Origin of the sequence: Streptomyces sp. NBC_00829, assembly GCF_045161795.1 — a bacterium.
Lineage (GTDB): Bacteria > Actinomycetota > Actinomycetes > Streptomycetales > Streptomycetaceae > Streptomyces.
Window position 1 is genome coordinate 6,782,186 of sequence record NZ_CP108867.1, and the last position, 18,774, is coordinate 6,800,959.

Here is an 18,774-nt window from a genome sequence, read left to right on the forward strand (position 1 = left end):
CCGGTCGGAGAGGACCTCGGCCTCCTCCAGGTAGTGCGTGGTCAGCACGATGGTGGTGCCGTCGTCGGCCAGCCGCTTGATCAGGTCCCAGAACCGGCGGCGGGCGCCCGGGTCGAAGCCCGTGGTCGGCTCGTCGAGCAGCAGCAGTTCGGGATCGCCGATGACACCCAGCGCCACATCGAGCCGGCGCCGCTGCCCTCCGGAGAGCGCCTTGATCCGACTGGTCGCCTTCCGCTCCAGGCCCACCAGCGCGATGACCTCCTCGGGGTCGCGCGGCTTCGGGTAGTAGCGGGCGAAATGGGACACCGTCTCGCGGACCGTCAACTCCGCGGGTGCGGATTCGTCCTGCCAGACAATGCCGATCCGGGACCGCCACTGGCGATTTCCGGTCGCGGGATCCGAGCCGAGGACGCTCACCTCGCCCGCGTCCCGGCTCCGGTGGCCCTGGAGTATCTCCACCGTGGTGCTCTTGCCCGCGCCGTTGGGGCCGAGGATGCCGAAGATCTCACCGCGGGCAATGCCCAGGTCGAGGCCGTCCACCGCTGTCACATCGCCGTACCGCTTGCGCAGTCCGCGTATGTTCACCGCGAGTTCTGTCATGCCCTCAGACTGCTCGCCGCGATGAGTCACCAGGGACGACCGTCCGTACATCCTTATGTCCATCGAACGGTGGACACGGGTGCGCGTGCGGCAGAATGACCATGCCCCGCACAACGACCGAGTGATGGAACGGCGATATGACGACTGCAGCGGCCCACGACGCGTCCTCCGAGCGCACGAACGGCTCCAAGGGGACGATCGGCGGCAGTCGCGCGCTGGCCTGGCTTCTGGTGATCACGGGTGCGGCGGGGCTGCTGGCCTCGTGGGTGATCACGATCGACAAGATCAAGCTGGCCGAGGATCCGACGTTCACTCCGGGGTGCAGTCTCAATCCGGTGGTGTCCTGCGGGAACATCATGAAGAGCGATCAGGCGCAGGCGTTCGGGTTCCCGAATCCGCTGATGGGTCTGGTCGCGTACTCGATGGTGATCGCGATCGGGGTGGCGCTGCTCGCGGGTGCGCGGTACCGGCGCTGGTACTGGCTGGGGCTGAACGCGGGCTGTCTGTTCGGGGTCGGGTTCTGTACCTGGCTGCAGTACCAGTCGCTGTACAACATCAACGCGCTGTGCCTGTGGTGTTCGCTGGCCTGGGTCGCCACCATCGTCATGTTCTGTTACGTCACGGGGCACAACATCAAGCACCGGGCCATCAAGGTCCCGGAGGGTCTGCGCAGGACCCTGATGGAGTTCCACTGGATGCCGCCGGTGCTGTGGATCGGCATCATCGGCATGCTGATCCTGACCCGCTGGTGGGACTTCTGGACCGGCTGACCGGGCCGGGGGGTGCTGTCAGAGCTCTGGCATAGGCTTCACCGCGTGGAGCCCGACCTCTTTACCGCCGCGGCCGAAGAACGCCAGGAGAAAGATCCGTCCAGCAGCCCCCTTGCTGTCCGGATGCGACCGCGCACCCTCGACGAAGTCGTCGGCCAGCGGCATCTGCTGAAGCCCGGATCGCCGTTGCGCCGGCTCGTGGGCGAAGGCGGCGGAGGGCCCGCCGGTCCCTCGTCGGTGATCCTCTGGGGCCCGCCCGGCATTGGCAAGACGACCCTCGCCCATGTCGTCTCAAGAGCCACCAACAAGCGTTTCGTCGAGCTCTCCGCGATCACCGCGGGCGTGAAGGAAGTGCGGGCCGTCATCGACGGCGCCCGCAGGGCCGTCGGCGGCTTCGGCAAGGAGACCGTCCTCTTCCTCGACGAGATCCACCGCTTCTCCAAGGCCCAGCAGGACTCCCTGCTGCCCGCCGTGGAGAACCGCTGGGTGACGCTGATCGCCGCGACCACCGAGAATCCCTACTTCTCGGTGATCTCGCCGCTTCTGTCCCGCTCGCTGCTGCTCACCCTGGAGTCGCTCACCGACGAGGACCTGAGCGGACTGCTGCACCGGGCGCTGAAGGAGGAGCGGGGGCTGGGCGGGGTCGTCGGACTTCCCGAGGACGCCGAAGCGCATCTGCTGCGGATCGCGGGCGGCGACGCCCGCAGGGCCCTGACCGCACTGGAGGCGGCGGCCGGCGCGGCGATCGACAAGGGCGAGCAGGAGATCAGCCTCCAGACCCTGGAGGAGACCGTCGACCGCGCGGCGGTGAAATACGACCGCGACGGAGATCAGCACTACGACGTCGCGAGCGCCCTGATCAAGTCCATCCGCGGGTCAGACGTGGACGCCGCGCTGCACTATCTGGCCCGGATGATCGAGGCGGGGGAAGACCCGCGGTTCATCGCGCGCCGACTGATGATCTCCGCGAGCGAGGACATCGGCCTCGCGGATCCGACAGCGCTGCCGACCGCGGTCGCCGCCGCCCAGGCCGTTGCCATGATCGGTTTCCCGGAGGCCGCGCTCACCCTCAGCCACGCCACGATCGCGCTGGCGCTCGCGCCGAAGTCCAATGCCGCCACGACTGCCATCGGCGCGGCTCTCGCCGATGTGCGCGCGGGGCTCGCGGGCGCGGTGCCGCCGCATCTGCGCGACGGCCACTACAAGGGCGCGGCCAAGCTCGGCCATGCCCAGGGCTATGTCTATCCGCACGACGTGCCGGGCGGGATCGCGGCCCAGCAGTACGCCCCCGACACTGTGCACGGCAAGCGCTACTACGAACCGACGCGGTACGGCGCGGAGGCGCGGTACGCCGACGTGGTGGAGAAGGTCCGCGAACGGCTGCGCGGGACGTAGGCCCGGTCCCTCCCGCCCGCCGCGAGCGGTCGGGCGTGGTCCATGTCAGTGCGCGGCGGCCTCGAAGAGCCTGTGCATGGCCCGGCGCAGTTCCACGGCATCGCGCACCGGCGTGGGGAAGTCGAACCGCGCGTCGAAGTGCCGCTCGCCGACGAACCGCACCCGCAGCCCGAAGCGGTCCAGTGCCAGGGGCACCGCCCGCAGACCCTGCGTGCCCGCCCCTTCCGTCTTCTCCCCGCCCTCGTCAGGGGCGACCGGCGCCCCGCCCCGCTCGCCCAGCAGCCCGCACAGCTCCTGCACCTGCTCACTGTGGACGGAGTGAAGATGCTGGAGCACCTCGGTCTCGTGCGCGACGAGAGGGTCGCAGGCCGCCCGTGCGAAGTCCTCCGGTTCGACCTCGCAGGCGCCCCACAGATCGTCCACGTACGCCTCGCCCACCTCCAGGCGCAGCATCATGGCGCCGGGCTCGGCGACGCCCGGGGTGCACGTGAGCCAGCCGGAGACCCAGGCACGGCCGCGGATACGGTGGGGGACCGAGACCGGTGCGACATCGGTGATCTCCAGCACGGCGGCGAGCTCGTCGTGCTGCGCGTGGGTGGCGGCGCGTACCGCCGGGGAGTCCGCGGGAAACAGCAGGAAGACCTCGCCGTCGGTCCCCACGACCCGTGCCTGAGGAGTCAGCTGCTCGGGACGGGCGGCCTCGACCCCCGGGATGAGCAGCACCGCGGAGCATGTACTCTGTACGAGAGTTCGTGTGCGCTCGGCTGCTGACGGCATCCGAGTGATTTCAAGCCCGCTGGGACGCGGCTGACCATGAGCTGATCGGACCTCCGTCGCCTCGACGCTCGATGAAGCGTCGACGTTCTTTGTGCTGTCCGTGATGCGCTTGGTGTTCCCAGGGCGAGACATGCGATCTCCTTGAGTAAGGTGAGCCTAACCTAACCTACAACGGAGGTCTGGAGAACGTGCCTAACCAGTCGCGTCCCAAGGTCAAGAAGTCTCGCGCGCTCGGTATCGCGCTGACGCCGAAGGCTGTCAAGTACTTCGAAGCCCGCCCCTACCCGCCGGGCGAGCACGGCCGTGGTCGCAAGCAGAACTCGGACTACAAGGTCCGTCTGCTCGAGAAGCAGCGTCTGCGCGCCCAGTACGACATCAGCGAGCGCCAGATGGCGCGCGCCTACGACCGCGCCAAGAAGGCCGAGGGCAAGACCGGCGAGGCGCTGGTCATCGAGCTCGAGCGTCGCCTCGACGCCCTGGTCCTGCGTTCGGGCATCGCCCGCACCATCTACCAGGCCCGTCAGATGGTCGTCCACGGCCACATCGAGGTCAACGGCGGCAAGGTCGACAAGCCGTCCTTCCGTGTGCGTCCCGACGACGTCGTGATGGTCCGCGAGCGCTCCCGCGAGAAGAGCCTCTTCCAGGTCGCGCGTGAGGGTGGCTTCGCCGCCGACGGCGAGACCCCGCGCTACCTGCAGGTCAACCTGAAGGCCCTGGCGTTCCGCCTGGACCGTGACCCGCAGCGCAAGGAAGTTCCGGTCATCTGCGACGAGCAGCTGGTCGTCGAGTACTACGCCCGCTGATCACGGTCACGGTGTAGCGCTTCGCGCTTCAGCCCGCCGCTTCCCCGCCCTTGCCGGTGGGGGAGCGGCGGGCTCTCGCTTTTCCAGGGACGGCGGCGGCACCGGGGCTGCTCCAGACCGTCCAGGACGATCAGGAGCCGGCGTCCGCGGAGATGCTCGACGAGGACGTCGCGCGGCGGTCTGCTGGTCTGGTCGGTGATACCGAGAGCCTCCACCAGCGCGTGCGGCACCAGTGAGGGGTCGCGCAGGGCAGAGAGCTCGGCGAGCCAGGCGCCGTCGCCGTACCGATTCTGCAGAGCCGCGGCGGCCCGGGTCGCGAGTCGTGACTTGCCGACGCCACCCGTCCCGGTCACGGTGACGAGACGGGAGCAGTCCAAGAGGCGGCGGAGTTCGGCCAGTTCTTCGGCCCGACCCACGAACCGGTTCAGTTCTGCCGGGAGATTGCCCCGGACCAGCGGGCGTTCGTCGGAGGAAGAGCAGGAGCGATGGCCGCGTCGCATGAGACACGCAGCGTACTCGTGCGTGTGCACTCCGTACAATCGCCCTGCGTAACTCCCCGCCTGCCCGGCGGTAATGCGGTATGGGGCGCGACCCTGGGCGCGATAGGGTCGGAGGGCGATTTCCGTGGTGTCCGTCGACGAGCAGAGAGCGGTGCAGAGTGACCGGTGGAGAGGTTGCCGGGATCCTGGTGGCCGTCTTCTGGGCGATCTTGGTCTCGTTCCTCGCCGTGGTGCTGGTGAGGCTGGCCCAGACGCTCAGGGCGACCACCAAACTCGTGGCGGACGTAACCGAGCAGGCGGTTCCCCTGCTGGCCGACGCCTCGGCGACCGTGCGCTCCGCGCAGACCCAGCTCGACCGGGTCGACGCCATCGCGACGGACGTCCAGGAAGTCACCTCCAACGCGTCGGCGCTGTCCACGACGGTCGCATCGACCTTCGGAGGTCCGCTCGTCAAGGTCGCGGCGTTCGGTTACGGCGTACGCCGGGCCATGAGCCGCAAGAGCGAGGACGTCCCGGCCGCGCCCACCCGCCGTAAGGTCATCGTCGGCCGGACCGTGCCGGCCGCCCGACGCAAGAAGCGGAAAGGCTGACGCACGATGTTCCGCCGCACGTTCTGGTTCACCGCGGGCGCCGCCGCCGGCGTCTGGGCCACCACCAAGGTCAATCGCAAGCTCAGGCAGCTGACCCCCGAGAGCCTCGCGGCACAGGCCGCGAACAAGGCCGTCGACGCGGGCCACCGGATCAAGGACTTCGCACTCGACGTCCGGGCCGGGATGATCCAGCGCGAGGCCGAACTGGGCGAAGCACTCGGCATCGAGGCCCCGGCCGACCCCGAACTTCCCGCGCAGCGACGCCTCGCCGCGATCGACCGCCCCAGGCCTTCCTACGACAAGCACTCCTACAACTCGTACAACCGGAATGAGGACCACTGATGGAGTCGGCTGAAATCCGCCGCCGCTGGCTGAGCTTCTTCGAGGACCGCGGGCACACCGTCGTCCCTTCGGCGTCGCTCATCGCGGACGACCCGACTCTGCTGCTGGTCCCGGCGGGCATGGTGCCGTTCAAGCCGTACTTCCTGGGCGAGGCCAAGCCGCCCGCCCCGCGGGCCACCAGCGTCCAGAAGTGCGTCCGTACGCCGGACATCGAAGAGGTCGGCAAGACCACCCGCCACGGCACGTTCTTCCAGATGTGCGGCAACTTCTCCTTCGGCGACTACTTCAAGGAAGGCGCCATCACCTACGCCTGGGAGCTGCTCACCAGCTCCGTGGCCGACGGTGGTTACGGCCTGGACCCCGAGCGGCTGTGGATCACGGTCTACCTGGACGACGACGAGGCCGAGCAGATCTGGCGCGACAGGATCGGCGTCCCCGCCGAGCGTATTCAGCGCCTCGGCAAGAAGGACAACTTCTGGTCCATGGGAGTCCCCGGACCCTGCGGCCCCTGCTCCGAGATCAATTACGACCGAGGCCCGGAGTTCGGCGTCGAGGGCGGCCCGGCCGTCAACGACGAGCGCTACGTGGAGATCTGGAACCTGGTCTTCATGCAGTACGAGCGCGGTGCCGGCGACGGCAAGGAGGATTTCCCGATCCTCGGTGACCTGCCGTCGAAGAACATCGACACCGGCCTCGGTCTTGAGCGGCTCGCCATGATCCTTCAGGGCGTGCAGAACATGTACGAGACCGACACCCTGCGCGTCGTCATGGACAGGGCCACCGAGCTCACGGGTGTCCGGTACGGCGCCGACCGCACGTCGGACGTCTCCCTGCGCGTGGTCGCCGACCACATCCGTACGTCCGTCATGCTCATCGGCGACGGCGTCACCCCCGGCAACGAGGGCCGCGGCTACGTGCTGCGTCGCATCATGCGTCGCGCCATCCGCAACATGCGCCTCCTCGGCGCCACCGGACCGGTCGTCGCCGAGCTCGCCGACGTGGTGATCAAGACCATGGGCGAGCAGTACCCCGAGCTGATCACGGACCGCAAGCGCATCGAGACCGTGGCCGTCGCCGAGGAGGCCGCGTTCCTCAAGGCCCTCAAGGGCGGTACCAACATCCTCGACACCGCCGTCACCGAGACCAAGGCCTCCGGCGGCACGGTCCTCGCCGGCGACAAGGCCTTCCTGCTCCACGACACCTGGGGCTTCCCGATCGACCTCACCCTGGAGATGGCCTCCGAGCAGGGCCTGTCGGTGGACGAAGAGGGCTTCCGCCGGCTGATGAAGGAGCAGCGGGACCGGGCCAAGGCCGACGCCAAGGCCAAGAAGACCGGCCACGCCGACCTCTCCGCCTACCGTGCCGTCGCCGACGGCTCCGGCGCCACCGAGTTCACCGGCTACACCTCCACCGAGGGCGAGTCGACCATCGTCGGCCTGCTCGTCGACGGTGTGCCCTCCCCGGCCGCCTCCGAGGGCGACGAGGTCGAGATCGTCCTCGACCGCACCCCCTTCTACGCCGAGGGCGGCGGCCAGCTCGCCGACCAGGGCCGCATCAGGCTCGACACCGGTGCCGTCATCGAGGTCCGCGACGTCCAGCAGCCGGTCCCCGGTGTCTCCGTGCACAAGGGTTCGGTCCAGGTCGGCGAAGTGACCGTCGGTGCCCCCGCGTATGCCGCCATCGACATCAAGCGCCGTCGCGCCATCGCCCGCGCCCACAGCGCCACGCACCTCACGCACCAGGCGCTGCGTGACGCCCTCGGGCCGACGGCCGCCCAGGCCGGCTCCGAGAACTCTCCCGGCCGCTTCCGCTTCGACTTCGGCTCGCCCAACGCCGTCCCGGGCACGGTCCTCACCGATGTCGAGCACAAGATCAACGATGTGCTCGGCAGGGAGCTCGACGTCCAGGCCGAGGTCATGAGCATCGACGAGGCCAAGAAGCAGGGCGCCATCGCCGAGTTCGGCGAGAAGTACGGCGAGCGAGTCCGGGTCGTCACCATCGGCGACTTCTCCAAGGAGCTGTGCGGCGGCACGCATGTGCACAACACCGCCCAGCTGGGCCTGGTGAAGCTGCTCGGCGAGTCCTCGATCGGTTCCGGTGTGCGCCGTATCGAAGCCCTCGTCGGCGTCGACGCCTACAACTTCCTGGCCAGGGAGCACACGGTCGTGGCCCAGCTTCAGGAGCTGGTCAAGGGCCGTCCCGAGGAGCTCCCCGAGAAGATCTCCGGCATGCTCGCCAAGCTGAAGGACGCCGAGAAGGAGATCGAGAAGTTCCGTGCGGAGAAGGTGCTCCAGGCCGCCGGCGGTCTCGCCGAGGGCGCCAAGGACGTACGCGGAGTGGCTGTCGTGACCGGTCAGGTGCCGGACGGCACCTCCGCCGACGACCTGCGCAAGCTGGTCCTCGACGTGCGAGGCCGCATCCAGGGTGACCGCCCGGCTGTCGTCGCCCTGTTCGCCACGGCCAACGGTCGCCCGCTGACGGTCATCGCCACCAATGAAGCCGCCCGTGAGCGCGGTCTCAAGGCCGGCGAGCTGGTCCGCACGGCCGCCAAGACCCTCGGCGGCGGAGGTGGCGGCAAGCCGGACGTCGCCCAGGGCGGTGGCCAGAACCCGGACGCGATCGGCGACGCCGTGGCTGCCGTCGAGCGCCTCGTGGCCGAGACCGCCTGATGCGCAGAGGCCGCCGCCTCGCGATCGATGTCGGGGACGCCCGGATCGGGGTCGCCTCGTGCGACCCCGACGGGGTCCTCGCCACCCCGGTGGAGACCGTGCCGGGACGCGATGTCCCGGCGGCCCACCGGCGGCTGAAGCAGCTCGTCGAGGAGTACGAACCGATCGAGGTCGTCGTCGGCCTGCCCCGCTCGCTCAGTGGCGGGGAAGGCCCGGCCGCGGTCAAGGTCCGTGGCTTCGCCCAGGAGCTCGCGCGTGGAATCCTCCCCGTTCCGGTCCGGTTGGTCGACGAGAGGATGACCACAGTGACGGCCAGTCAGGGACTGCGCGCTTCGGGTGTTAAGTCCAAAAAGGGCCGTTCGGTCATTGATCAGGCTGCCGCTGTGATCATCCTCCAGAACGCTCTGGAGTCCGAACGGGCGTCTGGACGTCCGCCAGGTGAGGGCGTCGAAGTGGTTGTCTGATCGCGATACGGTAACGTTCCGCGCGATGCGGCTTTGTTCGAACAGCTGCCGCACAGCAAGAGGCCGGCACGATCCGCGCCTGCCTCGCGGCCCTAGGGGATCGATGACCGAGAATGGCCGGAGCCCAGGCTCCGAACCGTGGCATCCCGAGGACCCCTTGTACGGGGACCAGGGATGGGGAGGACAGCAGGCCGAAGCCGGCCAGACTCCGTACGGCGGCCAGCCGCAGCAGCAGTACCCGCAGCAGCACGGCACCCAGCAGCAGCAGTACCCGCAGCAGTACGGCACCCAGCAGGACCCGTACCAGCAGCAGTACGGCAACCAGCAGGACCCGTACCAGCAGCAGTACGACGAACAGCAGCGCCAGTACGACGAACAGCAGCGCCAGTACGAAGAGCAGCAGCGCCGGCAGTACGAGCAGCAGCAACAGCAGCAGTACAACCAGCAGCAGTACAACGGTGGCTGGGACACCGGCCAGTACTCCGCCATGCCCTACGGAACTGCTGGCGCGGACACCTACGGCGGTCAGCAGCCCGGCTACGGCAGCCCGCAGGAGGCCGACTACTACGCCACTCCCGAGGCCTACCCGCCGCCGCAGCCCCCCGGCCGGCGCCAGGCCGAGCCGGAGCCCGCCCCCACGGAGTGGGAGGCCGAGGCACCGCAGGAGGAGACGCACCCCTTCTTCACCGGCGAGGACGGCGGTGACGACGACGGCGAGGACGACAACGACCCCGGCGAGTCGCGCCGTGGCGGCGAACTCCGCGGAAAGACCAAGACCAAGAAGAAGAACCGTAACGGCTGCGCCTGCCTGGTGGTTTCCCTCGTGCTGGCGGGCGGTCTCGGCGGTGTCGGCTACTTCGGCTACCAGTTCTGGCAGGGCCAGTTCGGCGCGCCCGAGGACTACTCGGGCGCCGGCAGCGGCACGGCCCAGGTCGAGATCCCCAAGGGGGCCGGTCTCGGCGAGATCGGCAACATCCTGAAGGAGGCCGGTGTCGTCAAGAGCGCCGGCGCGTTCGTCTCGGCGGCCAACGGCAACCCCAAGGGCAAGACCATTCAGGACGGCGTCTACCTCCTCAAGAAGGAGATGTCGGGGGTCAGTGCGTTCGAAATGATGCTCAACCCGATCAGCCGCGACAACCTGATCATCCCCGAGGGCAAGCGCAATATCTGGGTCTACGAGCAGATCGACAAACGTCTCAAGATCAAAGCGGGCACCACCAAGAAGGCCGCCGAGGCGAATGCCAAGAAGCTCGGCCTGCCGGCCTGGGCAGACGACAACAAGGACATCAAGGATCCGCTTGAAGGTTTCCTCTTCCCCGCGAGCTATCCCGTCGCGAAGGGAATGAAGCCGGAGGCCGTCCTCCAGAAGATGGTCGCCAGGGCCAACCAGGAATTCACCAAGAAGGACATCCAGGGCCAGGCCGCGAAGCTCGGCCTGAAGTCGCCGCTCCAGGTCCTCACCGTCGCGAGCCTCGTGCAGGCCGAAGGCAAGTACCAGCACGACTTCGACAAGGTCTCGCGGGTCGTCTACAACCGCCTCAAACCGAACAACGCCGAGACGGTCGGCCGCCTGGAGTTCGACTCGACGATCAATTACATCAAGGGCGACAGCAAGCTCGACCTCGGTGCCGTCGACGAACTGCGCAAGATCAACGACCCGTACAACACGTACGACATCAAGGGCCTCCCGCCGGGACCGATCGCGAACCCGGGTCTGGCCGCCGTGAACTCGGCGCTCCATCCCGCGGCCGGACCCTGGTACTACTTCGTGTCGATCACCGAGGACAGGACGCTGTTCGCGGTCACCAACGCGGAGCACGAGCGGAACCGAAAGAAGTACGAGGAAGAGCAGGAGAAGCAGGACCAGTGAGCACGACGAAGCGGCGGGCCGCGGTCCTGGGGTCGCCGATCGCCCACTCGCTCTCCCCGGTGCTGCACCGCGCCGCCTATGCCGAGCTCGGCCTCACCGACTGGTCGTACGACCGGTTCGAGGTGGACGAGGAGGCGCTCGCGGGGTTCGTGGAGGAGCTCGATGGCTCCTGGGCCGGTCTGTCGCTGACCATGCCCCTCAAGCGCGCGATCCTGCCGCTGCTCGACGGCATCAGCGACACCGCCGCATCGGTCGAGGCCGTGAACACGGTGGTGCTCACCGAGGACGGCCGGCGTCTCGGCGACAACACCGACATCCCCGGCATGATCGCCGCCCTGCGCGAGCGGGGCGTCGACGAGGTCGAGTCGGCCGCGGTGCTCGGGGCGGGCGCGACCGCCTCGTCCGCGCTCGCCGCTCTCGCGCGGATCTGCACCGGACCCGTCGTCGCGTGCGTACGCAGCGCCGCACGGGCTGCCGAGATGCGCGGCTGGGGCGAACGCCTCGGCGTCGACGTGGTCATCGCCGACTGGGCCGAGGCCCCGGAGGCGCTGCGGGCGCCCCTCGTGATCGCGACCACCCCGGCAGGTGCCACGGACGCGCTCGCGGCCGAGGTGCCCGAGCGGCCGGGGACGTTGTTCGACGTGCTGTACGAGCCCTGGCCGACGGCCCTCGCCGCGGCCTGGACCAAAGCCGGCGGAGCCGTCGTGGGCGGCCTCGACCTCCTGGTCCACCAGGCGGTCCTCCAGGTCGAACAGATGACGGGCAGGAGCCCGGCCCCGCTCGCGGCGATGCGGGCCGCGGGGGAGCAGGCGCTCGGCGCTCGCTGAGGCGATTCTCCGGATCGGGCCCGGTCAGCGGACCGGTGTGCGCCGGCAGGCACGGACCGTCCGGTTGCTGGACCGGAGGCCGGGTCACGGCGGCGGACGTGGGAGGATCGGGGGAGGCGGGCCAGGGCCGCGCACCCGGCCGTGCCGTCGCAGTTCCAGGCGCGAGCAGGAGGAGCACCGTTGAGCAGGTTGCGTTGGCTGACGGCGGGGGAGTCGCACGGCCCCGCACTGGTGGCGACGCTGGAGGGTCTTCCCGCCGGTGTGCCGGTCAGCACGGAGATGGTGGCGGACCACCTGGCCCGGCGCCGTCTCGGCTACGGCCGCGGTGCCCGGATGAAGTTCGAGCGTGACGAGGTCACCTTCCTCGGCGGTGTGCGCCACGGCCTGACGATGGGCTCGCCGGTCGCCGTCATGGTCGGAAACACCGAGTGGCCCAAGTGGGAAAAGGTCATGGCGGCCGACCCCGTCGACCCCGACGAGCTGGCCCAGCTTGCCCGCAACGCCCCCCTCACGCGCCCGCGCCCGGGTCACGCGGACCTGGCGGGCATGCAGAAGTACGACCTGGACGAGGCCCGGCCGATCCTTGAGCGCGCGAGCGCCCGGGAGACGGCCGCCCGTGTCGCGCTGGGCGCGGTCGCCCGCTCGTACCTGAAGGAGACGGCCGGGATCGAGATCGTCTCGCACGTCGTCGAACTGGCCTCGGCGAAGGCTCCCTACGGGGTCTACCCGACCCCCGCCGACGTCGAGAAGCTGGACGCGGACCCGGTGCGCTGCCTGGACGCGGACGCGTCGAAGGCGATGGTCGCGGAGATCGACCAGGCCCACAAGGACGGCGACACCCTCGGCGGCGTCGTCGAGGTGCTCGCCTACGACGTGCCGGTCGGCCTCGGCTCCCACGTCCACTGGGACCGGCGCCTCGACGCCCGGCTCGCGAGCGCGCTCATGGGCATCCAGGCCATCAAGGGTGTCGAGGTCGGCGACGGCTTCGACCTCGCCCGGGTACCCGGATCCAAGGCGCACGACGAGATCGTGCCGACCGCGGACGGCATCCGGCGCTCCACGGGCCGCTCCGGCGGCACGGAGGGCGGCATGTCCACCGGCGAGCTGCTGCGGGTACGGGCCGCGATGAAGCCGATCGCGACCGTGCCGCGCGCCCTGGCCACGGTGGATGTCGCCACCGGCGAGGTTGCCGCGGCCCACCACCAGCGCTCCGACGTGTGCGCCGTCCCGGCGGCGGGCATCGTCGCCGAGGCGATGGTGGCTCTGGTGCTGGCGGACGCGGTCGCGGAGAAGTTCGGCGGCGACAGCGTCGGCGAGACGCGCCGCAACGTCCGCTCCTACCTCGACCACCTCCGTATCCGGTGAGCGTCCCGCTGATCGTCCTGGTCGGGCCCATGGGCTCGGGCAAGTCGACCGTCGGCGAACTGCTCGCCGAGCGGCTCGGCGTGCCCTACCGGGACACCGACGCCGACATCGTCGCGGCCCAGGGCCGTGAGATCTCGGACCTGTTCGTCGACGAGGGCGAGCCGTACTTCCGCGAACTGGAGCGGGCGGCCGTCGCCGCCGCGGTCGCCGAGCACCCGGGCGTGCTCGCCCTGGGCGGCGGCGCGATCCTCGACGAATCGACCCGTGGGCTGCTGGCCGGCCTGCCCGTCGTCTATCTGTCGATGGAGGTGGAGGAGGCGGTCCGGCGGATCGGCCTCAACCGGGCTCGGCCGCTGCTCGCGGTCAACCCGCGCCGCCAGTGGCGCGAACTCATGGACGCGCGCCGCCATCTGTACACGGACGTGGCGCGGGTCGTCGTCACCACCGACGACCGAACCCCCGAAGAGGTCGCACAGGCGGTCCTCGACGCTTTGGAGCTGAAGGACGTATGACGGACCAGGCAGTGACCCGTATCCAGGTCGGCGGCACGGAAGGCTCCGATCCGTACGAGGTGCTGGTCGGCCGGCAGCTCCTCGGTGAGCTGCCCGGACTCATCGGCCGCTCCCAGAGGGTGGCCGTCCTGCACCCCGAGGCGCTCGCCGGGACCGGTGACGCGATCCGTGAGGACCTCACCTCCCAGGGGTACGAGGCCATCGCGATCCAGCTGCCGAACGCGGAGGAGGCCAAGACCGTCGAGGTCGCGGCGTACTGCTGGAAAGCGCTCGGCCAGAGCGGCTTCACCCGCTCCGACGTCATCGTCGGGGTGGGCGGCGGCGCGACCACCGACGTCGCCGGGTTCGTCGCGGCGACCTGGCTTCGCGGGGTGCGCTGGATCGCGCTGCCGACGACCGTGCTCGGCATGGTCGACGCGGCCGTCGGGGGCAAGACCGGCATCAACACCGCCGAGGGCAAGAACCTCGTCGGCGCCTTCCACCCGCCCGCCGGGGTGCTCTGCGACCTTGCCGCACTCGACTCGCTGCCCGTGAACGACTACGTCAGCGGCATGGCCGAGATCATCAAGGCCGGCTTCATCGCCGACCCCGCGATCCTCGACCTCGTCGAGTCCGACCCGCAGGGCGCGCGCACTCCCGCGGGACCCCACACGGCCGAGCTGATCGAGCGCTCGATCCGGGTCAAGGCCGAGGTCGTCTCCAACGACCTCAAGGAGTCCGGCCTGCGCGAGATCCTCAACTACGGTCACACGCTGGCTCACGCGATCGAGAAGAACGAGCGCTACAAGTGGCGTCACGGCGCCGCCGTGTCGGTCGGCATGGTGTTCGCGGCCGAACTGGGGCGCCTGGCAGGGCGGCTGGACGATGCCACCGCCGACCGGCACCGCTCCGTCCTGGAGTCCGTCGGGCTGCCGCTGACCTACCGCGGCGACCAGTGGCCCAAGCTGCTGGAGACCATGAAGGTCGACAAGAAGTCCCGGGGCAATCTGCTGCGGTTCATCGTCCTGGACGGTCTCGCCAAGCCGACCGTACTGGAGGGCCCCGACCCGGCGGTGCTGCTCGCCGCGTACGGAGAGGTGTCCGCGTGACCCGTCAGGTGCTGGTCCTCAACGGTCCCAATCTCGGACGCCTCGGCTCTCGCGAGCCGGACGTCTATGGCGCGACCTCCTACGCCGGCCTGGTGGAGACCTGCCAGGCACTGGGCAAGGAGCTCGGCTTCGACGTCGACGTGCGCGAGACCAACGACGAGGGCGAGATGATCCGCTGGCTGCACGAAGCAGCGGACGGCTCGGTTCCGGTCGTTCTCAACCCCGGTGCCTTCACGCACTACTCGTACGGGATGCGCGACGCCGCCGCCCAGCGGACCGCCCCGCTGATCGAGGTGCACATCTCCAACCCGTACACCCGTGAGGCATTTCGGCATACGTCGGTCGTCGCCGCGGTCGCCAGCGGAACGATCGCGGGCTTCGGTATCGGCTCCTACCGGCTCGCACTGCGGGCGCTGGCCGAGGAACTGACCGGCTGACAGGGCACTTCGGGGCGTCCCCGGCCGTTCCCACTGTGGTGGCAGGGGGAGGTACCGTTCGGTAGCACGGCGGCCCGATTGCCGCCTGACCAGCGTCAGTCGTACGAGACGGAGTGGCACCGGATGCAGGACGCAGTGGGGGCTCCGCCGCCGCCCCACGGACCGGGGCACGGACCGGCCGGATGGACACACGGTGCCCAGCACCCGGGCCCGCCGCCCGGCGTGCCCGTAGGACCTCCGCAGCACCAGCCGCCCGTCGCGCCGCATCCCGCGGCTCCCGCGGGAGGGCCCCCGGGTGCTCCCGCCGGGCCTCTGCCGCCCCAGCGCCGCCCGTCGGCGCCGCATCCGTCGGCCCCCGCCGGACCGCCGCAGACGCACGGCTCGCGCCCCGCCCCCGGCTGGAGCGGTCCGGGGCCGCAGCACCCCTCGGCGCCGCCCTCCCGCGACACGACCGGACACGTCCCGCTGCCGCCCGGCGGGCCGGTTCCCATACCCGCCCCGCCCCAGGCCGACGCCGGCACCGGCGCGGCCACCCTCGCCGTCCTGCTGATCGGTCCGGCCGGCGCCGGAAAGACGACCGTGGCCCGCCACTGGGCCGCAGGCCGCCGCGTGCCCACGGCGCACATCAGCCTCGACGACGTCCGTGAATGGGTCTGCTCCGGCTTCGCCGACCCCCAGTCCGGATGGAACGACCACTCCGAGGCCCAGTACCGCCTGGCCCGCCGCACCTGCGGCTTCGCCGCCCGCAACTTCCTCGCCAACGGCATCTCCTGCATCCTCGACGACGCCGTCTTCCCCGACCGCCCGGTCGTCGGTCTCGGCGGCTGGAAGCGCCATGTCGGCCCCGGCCTGCTGCCCGTCGTCCTGCTCCCCGGTCTGGAGATCGTGCTGGAGCGCAACGCGGAGCGCAGCGGAAACCGACGCCTCTCGGACGAGGAGGTCGCCAGCATCCATGGCCGGATGGCCGGCTGGTACGGCTCGGGGCTGCCGATCATCGACAACTCCAAGTACGACGTGGAGACCACCGCCCGGGTGCTCGACGACGTGCTCGCGCGCTCCATAGCCAGCCCGCCGAGCTGGTAGCCCGCAGAGCGGCCGGGAGCCGGCAGCCGCCGGTCCGAGCGCCGGAATCCTGTGGGCCGCGAGCCTGCGCGCCTGGACCCCCTGCGGGACCCCGAAGGCGCCCCCCGGACCCACCCCGGTCGGACGCGCTGACCAGGCCGGGTCGCGCGGACGCTCGTAGGCTCGTGACATGTCAGAGGTGTATGGGGTCCGACGCGACCGGTTGCGCGACCGGTGCGCGGCCACCGGCAGCGCCGGGGTCCTGGTCTCCCGTCCCGCCAACGTCCGTTACCTCGCGGGCGGAGCGCCGGCCGGAGCCGTCCTGCTGATCGGCCCCGGCGAGGACATCCTGCTCTGCCCCGGGGCCCCCACCGGTGACCCCGCCGAAGGCCGCGCCGACGACCGGCTGCGACTGACCGTGCTGCCCACGTCGGCCGGCGACGCCGCGGTCGCCGCCGCCGAGCTGGCGCGTACCGCGGGGGTCGAGTCCCTCGCCGTCGAGGAACACCATCTGACCGTCGCCCGGCACCGGGCCCTGGGCTCCGTCGCGCCCCGGCTGCGCCTCGCCGACCTCGGTCTCGCCGTCGAACAGCAGCGGATCGTCAAGGACGAGGAGGAGATCGCCTGTCTGCGGATCGCGGCCGAGATCGCCGACCAGGCGCTCGGCGAGCTGCTGGAATCGATCCTGGTGGGCCGTACCGAGCGTCATCTCGCCCTGGAGCTGGAGCGGCGGCTCGTCGACCACGGCGCCGACGGCGCTGCCTTCCCCACCTCGGTCGCCACCGGCCCGAACTCGGGCCGCGGCGGTCACCGGCCCACGGACCGCAGAGTCGAGGAGGGTGATTTCCTCTCGGTGTGCGTCGGTGCGAACTACCGCGGCTACCGCTGCGAGATCGGCCGCACATTCGTCATAGGGACCACTCCCGCGGACTGGCAGATCGAGCTGTACGACCTTGTCTTCGCCGCTCAGAGGGCTGCCCGTGAGTCTCTCTCACCGGGCGCCGCGTACCGCGATGTGGACCGTGCGGCCCGCCAGATCCTGGACTCCGCGGGCCACGGAGAGGGGCTCGCGGCCCTCACCGGGCACGGCGTCGGGCTCGAAATCGACGAGGACCCGCAGCTGGCCCCCGCGGCCATGGGTAAACTGGACGCTTGTGTGCCGGTCACCGTCGAACCGGGGGTCCACCTCCCGGGCCGGGGCGGGGTCCGGATCGATGACACGCTCGTCGTGCGCCAGGAGGCGGACGGCGGACCCGAGCTACTCACCATCACGACCAAGGAGCTGCTCGCGCTCTAGCTCCGCCTGAGCGCGCGTCCTCGGTCGTCCACCAGCGTCAGTCCAGGAGATTCCGCAACCGTGGCTTCCACGAACGACCTCAAGAACGGCATGGTGCTCAAGCTCGACGGAGGCCAGCTCTGGTCCGTCGTCGAGTTCCAGCACGTCAAGCCCGGCAAGGGCCCTGCCTTTGTGCGCACCAAGCTGAAGAACGTGCTCTCCGGCAAGGTCGTCGACAAGACCTTCAACGCCGGAGTGAAGGTCGAGACGGCCACCGTCGACCGCCGCGACATGCAGTTCTCGTACATGGACGGCGAGTACTTCGTCTTCATGGACATGCAGACGTACGACCAGCTGCACATCGACCGCAAGTCCGTCGGTGACTCGGCCAACTTCCTGATCGAGGGCTTCACCGCCAGCGTCGCCCAGCACGAGGGCGAGGTGCTCTACGTCGAGCTGCCCGCCGCCGTCGAGCTGACCATCCAGCACACGGACCCGGGCGTCCAGGGCGACCGTTCCACCGGTGGCACCAAGCCCGCCACACTGGAGACCGGCTTCGAGATCGGCGTCCCGCTCTTCATCACCACCGGTGAGAAGATCAAGGTCGACACCCGCTCCGGCGACTACCTCGGCCGGGTGAACAGCTAACCGTGGCTGCCCGGAACAAGGCCCGCAAGCGCGCCTTCCAGATCCTCTTCGAGGCCGACCAGCGCGGGACGTCCGTGCAGACGGTCCTCGCGGACTGGGTGCGGCACTCGCGGACCGACGACCGGCAGCCGCCGGTGGGCGAGTACACGATGGAACTCGTCGAGGGGTACGCGCAGCACGCGGACCGGATCGACGACCTCATCGCCACCTATGCGGTTGGCTGGACCCTGGACCGGATGCCGGTCGTCGACCGCAACCTCATCCGGCTCGGCGCGTACGAGCTGGTGTGGGTGGACGAGACCCCCGACGCCGTGGTGATCGACGAGGTGGTGCAGCTCGCCAAGGAGTTCTCCACCGAGGAGTCCCCGTCGTTCGTGAACGGCCTGCTCGGCCGCTTCAAGGACCTCAAGCCGAGCCTGCGCCGCGACTAGGGCCTCTCGTCTGGATCAGGCGAAAGACCCTAGGGTCTCTCGTCTGGGTCCTGCCGGGCTCGTGTGCCCTGGCACCGCGCCTCGCGGGCTCCGGCCCGATCCAGACGAAAGACCCTAGGTCCCGCCCGGCTCCACCAGGCCCGAAGCTGAAGATGAACAATCTTCTGCTTCGGGCCTGGTGCATAACGTCGGGCGTGCCCTAGGGTTTCGGCGCATGTCCGAGACCAGCCCGGGTGCCAGGGTCCGTATCGGCTACGCGCCGGGATCGGCTGCGCGGGCACGCAGATGCCGCCGATGGCCATGCTCGGCGCCGCGATCGCGGCGGACGCCTGTGTCCCGGCCCGACGC

Annotated in this window: 18 protein-coding genes and 2 pseudogenes; 17 read left to right on the forward strand and 3 right to left on the reverse strand. The window is 70.1% G+C overall.

What is annotated here, in order from left to right:
* Positions 1 to 600, reverse strand: a pseudogene (locus OG293_RS30355) (ABC transporter ATP-binding protein); the annotation flags it as partial.
* A gap of 137 nt (positions 601 to 737) precedes the next feature.
* Here OG293_RS30355 and OG293_RS30360 point away from each other — a divergent pair.
* Together OG293_RS30360 and OG293_RS30365 are read left to right on the forward strand one after the other, a co-directional pair.
* Positions 738 to 1,370, forward strand: a complete 633-nt coding sequence (locus tag OG293_RS30360; protein ID WP_406001963.1) for a vitamin K epoxide reductase family protein — start codon at positions 738 to 740, stop codon at positions 1,368 to 1,370.
* A gap of 45 nt (positions 1,371 to 1,415) precedes the next feature.
* The gene (locus OG293_RS30365; RefSeq protein ID WP_406001964.1) at positions 1,416 to 2,765 is read left to right on the forward strand and encodes a replication-associated recombination protein A; all 1,350 of its coding nucleotides are present in this window, start codon (positions 1,416 to 1,418) and stop codon (positions 2,763 to 2,765) included.
* A 45-nt stretch (positions 2,766 to 2,810) separates the two neighbouring features.
* Here the strand turns inward: OG293_RS30365 and OG293_RS30370 are convergent, their stop codons facing one another.
* Complete coding sequence (locus OG293_RS30370) at positions 2,811 to 3,542, reverse strand: DUF2470 domain-containing protein (RefSeq protein ID WP_406001965.1); 732 nt, start codon at positions 3,540 to 3,542, stop codon at positions 2,811 to 2,813.
* Between the two features lie 188 nt (positions 3,543 to 3,730).
* Between OG293_RS30370 and rpsD the strand changes: the two genes are divergently transcribed.
* Positions 3,731 to 4,345, forward strand: a complete 615-nt coding sequence (gene rpsD, locus OG293_RS30375) for a 30S ribosomal protein S4 (RefSeq protein ID WP_398508241.1) — start codon at positions 3,731 to 3,733, stop codon at positions 4,343 to 4,345.
* Between the two features lie 110 nt (positions 4,346 to 4,455).
* On the opposite strand, the pseudogene OG293_RS30380 reads toward rpsD, so the two are convergent.
* Positions 4,456 to 4,845 (reverse strand): annotated as a pseudogene (locus OG293_RS30380) (AAA family ATPase); the annotation flags it as partial.
* 158 nt (positions 4,846 to 5,003) lie between these two features.
* Here OG293_RS30380 and OG293_RS30385 point away from each other — a divergent pair.
* The 14 genes from OG293_RS30385 to nusB all read left to right on the forward strand — a co-directional run bounded on the left by OG293_RS30385 (position 5,004) and on the right by nusB (position 18,426).
* Positions 5,004 to 5,435 carry a DUF948 domain-containing protein gene (locus OG293_RS30385; RefSeq protein WP_406001966.1) on the forward strand — a complete coding sequence of 144 codons (432 nt, stop codon included), beginning with the start codon at positions 5,004 to 5,006 and terminating at the stop codon, positions 5,433 to 5,435.
* Between the two features lie 6 nt (positions 5,436 to 5,441).
* Entirely contained in the window at positions 5,442 to 5,777 is a 336-nt protein-coding gene (locus tag OG293_RS30390; RefSeq protein ID WP_406001967.1) for a DUF6167 family protein, read from the forward strand.
* Entirely contained in the window at positions 5,777 to 8,446 is a 2,670-nt protein-coding gene (gene alaS / locus OG293_RS30395; RefSeq protein ID WP_406001968.1) for an alanine--tRNA ligase, read from the forward strand. Before OG293_RS30390 ends, alaS begins: the two co-directional genes overlap by 1 nt.
* Positions 8,446 to 8,910, forward strand: coding sequence for a Holliday junction resolvase RuvX (gene ruvX, locus OG293_RS30400; RefSeq protein ID WP_406001969.1), 465 nt, complete (start codon positions 8,446 to 8,448; stop codon positions 8,908 to 8,910). The genes alaS and ruvX overlap by 1 nt, the downstream gene beginning before the upstream one ends.
* Positions 8,911 to 9,013: 103 nt before the next feature.
* Positions 9,014 to 10,780 carry an endolytic transglycosylase MltG gene (mltG, locus tag OG293_RS30405; protein ID WP_406001970.1) on the forward strand — a complete coding sequence of 589 codons (1,767 nt, stop codon included), beginning with the start codon at positions 9,014 to 9,016 and terminating at the stop codon, positions 10,778 to 10,780.
* Positions 10,777 to 11,607, forward strand: coding sequence for a shikimate dehydrogenase (locus OG293_RS30410; protein ID WP_406001971.1), 831 nt, complete (start codon positions 10,777 to 10,779; stop codon positions 11,605 to 11,607). The genes mltG and OG293_RS30410 overlap by 4 nt, the downstream gene beginning before the upstream one ends.
* 180 nt (positions 11,608 to 11,787) lie before the next feature.
* Entirely contained in the window at positions 11,788 to 12,972 is a 1,185-nt protein-coding gene (gene aroC, locus OG293_RS30415; protein WP_406001972.1) for a chorismate synthase, read from the forward strand.
* A 29-nt stretch (positions 12,973 to 13,001) separates the two neighbouring features.
* Entirely contained in the window at positions 13,002 to 13,484 is a 483-nt protein-coding gene (locus tag OG293_RS30420; RefSeq protein ID WP_406003760.1) for a shikimate kinase, read from the forward strand.
* The gene (aroB, locus tag OG293_RS30425) at positions 13,481 to 14,572 is read left to right on the forward strand and encodes a 3-dehydroquinate synthase (protein ID WP_406001973.1); all 1,092 of its coding nucleotides are present in this window, start codon (positions 13,481 to 13,483) and stop codon (positions 14,570 to 14,572) included. Before OG293_RS30420 ends, aroB begins: the two co-directional genes overlap by 4 nt.
* The gene (gene aroQ / locus OG293_RS30430; protein WP_406001974.1) at positions 14,569 to 15,009 is read left to right on the forward strand and encodes a type II 3-dehydroquinate dehydratase; all 441 of its coding nucleotides are present in this window, start codon (positions 14,569 to 14,571) and stop codon (positions 15,007 to 15,009) included. Before aroB ends, aroQ begins: the two co-directional genes overlap by 4 nt.
* A gap of 123 nt (positions 15,010 to 15,132) precedes the next feature.
* The gene (locus OG293_RS30435) at positions 15,133 to 16,092 is read left to right on the forward strand and encodes an AAA family ATPase (RefSeq protein ID WP_406001975.1); all 960 of its coding nucleotides are present in this window, start codon (positions 15,133 to 15,135) and stop codon (positions 16,090 to 16,092) included.
* Positions 16,093 to 16,261: 169 nt separating this feature from the next.
* Entirely contained in the window at positions 16,262 to 17,368 is a 1,107-nt protein-coding gene (locus OG293_RS30440) for an aminopeptidase P family protein (RefSeq protein WP_406001976.1), read from the forward strand.
* Between the two features lie 60 nt (positions 17,369 to 17,428).
* Positions 17,429 to 17,995, forward strand: a complete 567-nt coding sequence (gene efp, locus OG293_RS30445) for an elongation factor P (RefSeq protein WP_406001977.1) — start codon at positions 17,429 to 17,431, stop codon at positions 17,993 to 17,995.
* A gap of 2 nt (positions 17,996 to 17,997) precedes the next feature.
* Positions 17,998 to 18,426 (forward strand): transcription antitermination factor NusB, encoded by a 429-nt coding sequence (gene nusB / locus OG293_RS30450; RefSeq protein WP_406001978.1) that lies wholly within the window; start codon positions 17,998 to 18,000, stop codon positions 18,424 to 18,426.
* Positions 18,427 to 18,774 lie beyond the last annotated feature (348 nt).